This is a genomic window from Kitasatospora sp. NPDC047058 (genome assembly GCF_040643935.1).
Lineage (GTDB): Bacteria > Actinomycetota > Actinomycetes > Streptomycetales > Streptomycetaceae > Kitasatospora.
Window position 1 is genome coordinate 1 of the sequence record NZ_JBEYVJ010000829.1, and the last position, 1,549, is coordinate 1,549.

The following is a 1,549-nucleotide window of genomic DNA, read 5'->3' on the forward strand; positions in this document are numbered from 1 at the left end:
GGCGCCGCTGCTGAGCCTGGCGGGTGCGGTCGCCGCCGGGTGGGTCGCGGTGCTGTCGCACCGGCGTCCGCTCCTGCTGGTCGCCGGGAGCGTGCTGGCGGTGGCCGCCGGGCTGCTCACCGTGGGCGAGGTGTTCAACGCGGTGGACGTGCTGTCCGGGCCGGACACGCTGGGGAACACCTGCGAGTGACCGCCCGGCCTGCCCCGGCAACAGTTTGTTGAGGTTCTGGTGTTCCGGTGAACCCCTCGACTTGTTCGGCCATTCGAATACAGTGCGAGGGCGCGCGACCGGTCCGCGGCGCGCGGACCGCTTCCCGGACGAAAGGCGCCCCGTCGTGATGCCACTCTGGTCACGCGCACAGCAGCAGGACTTCCGCAGCCGGGTGCGGGGCTGTCTGCTCGGCGGCGCGATCGGGGACGCGCTCGGCGCGGGCATCGAGTTCGAGTCGCTGGAGAAGATCCGGGCGGTGCACGGCCCGCAGGGCGTCACCGGCTACGTCCCCGCGTACGGGCGGCTCGGCGCGGTCACCGACGACACCCAGATGGTGCTCTTCACCGTGGACGGGCTGATCCGGGCGCACATCCGCCGCGACACCGGGAGCTGGCACCCGCCCACCGACCTCCACCTCGCCTACCTGCGCTGGTCCGCCACCCAGCGGGACTGGGGGCCGGACGAGCGGCGGGCCGACCTCGGCTGGCTCGGCCGCGAGGAGTGGCTGTACGCCCAGCGGGCCCCCGGCCAGGCCTGCCTGTCCGGCCTCTCCGGGCCGGACGCCGAGCGGCTCGGCACCCTGGAGGCGCCCAAGAACCCGCACTCCAAGGGGTGCGGCACGGTGATGCGGGCGGCCCCGTTCGGGTTGCTCACCACCTGGGAGCCGGCGCTGGTGTTCCAGCTGGCTGTGGAGTGCTCGGTGCTGACCCACGGGCACCCGACCGGCTACCTCTCGGCCGGTGCACTGGCGGTGATCGTCCAGACGGCGGCCCGCGGCGGGACGCTGGAGGAGGGCGTCCACCTGGCGCTGGCCCTGCTGTCCGAGCGGCCGGGGCACGAGGAGACCACGGCCGCGCTGCGGGCGGCGCTGGACGCGGTGCGGGCCGGGGAGCCGTCCGCCGAGCGGGTCGAGGCGCTGGGGGAGGGCTGGGTCGCCGAGGAGGCACTGTCGATCGGGGTGTACTGCGCGCTGGTCGCCCACGACATCCGGTCCGGCCTGCTGCTGGCGGTGAACCACTCGGGGGACAGCGACTCCACCGGCGCGATCTGCGGCAACCTGCTCGGGGTGCTGCACGGGGACACCGCGCTGCCGCCCGGCCTGGTGGCGGGGCTGGAGGGGCGGGGCGCACTGCTGGAGCTGGCCGACGACTTCGTCCTGGAGCTGATGCACGGGCCCGAACTGCACGGGCAGGACACCCCGGAGGGCGTCGCCTGGTCGGCGCGCTACCCCGTCCTGCGCTGAGCCCCGGCGCCGCCCTCCGGGCCCCGGACGCGCAGTTGCCCGTAGCGGTGTCCGCCGACGGGGGAGCGGCGGACACCGCTCAGGCCGAGGCCCCC

2 protein-coding genes are annotated in these 1,549 nt (G+C 75.2%); both read left to right on the top strand.

What is annotated here, in order from left to right; genetic code table 11:
• Positions 1 to 190: hypothetical protein (locus tag ABZ885_RS40860; protein WP_360200241.1), on the top strand; the 190-nt coding region annotated here is incomplete at its 5' end.
• Positions 191 to 338: 148 nt separating this feature from the next.
• On the top strand, positions 339 to 1,454 hold the full coding sequence (locus ABZ885_RS40865) for an ADP-ribosylglycohydrolase family protein (RefSeq protein ID WP_360200243.1): 1,116 nt from the start codon (positions 339 to 341) through the stop codon (positions 1,452 to 1,454).
• Positions 1,455 to 1,549: the final 95 nt, after the last annotated feature.

What these genes read in the sequence shown, in the direction of transcription:
- ABZ885_RS40865 (WP_360200243.1), top strand. Translation starts at nt 339, where the DNA reads ATGCCACTCTGGTCACGCGCACAGCAGCAGGACTTCCGCAGCCGGGTG.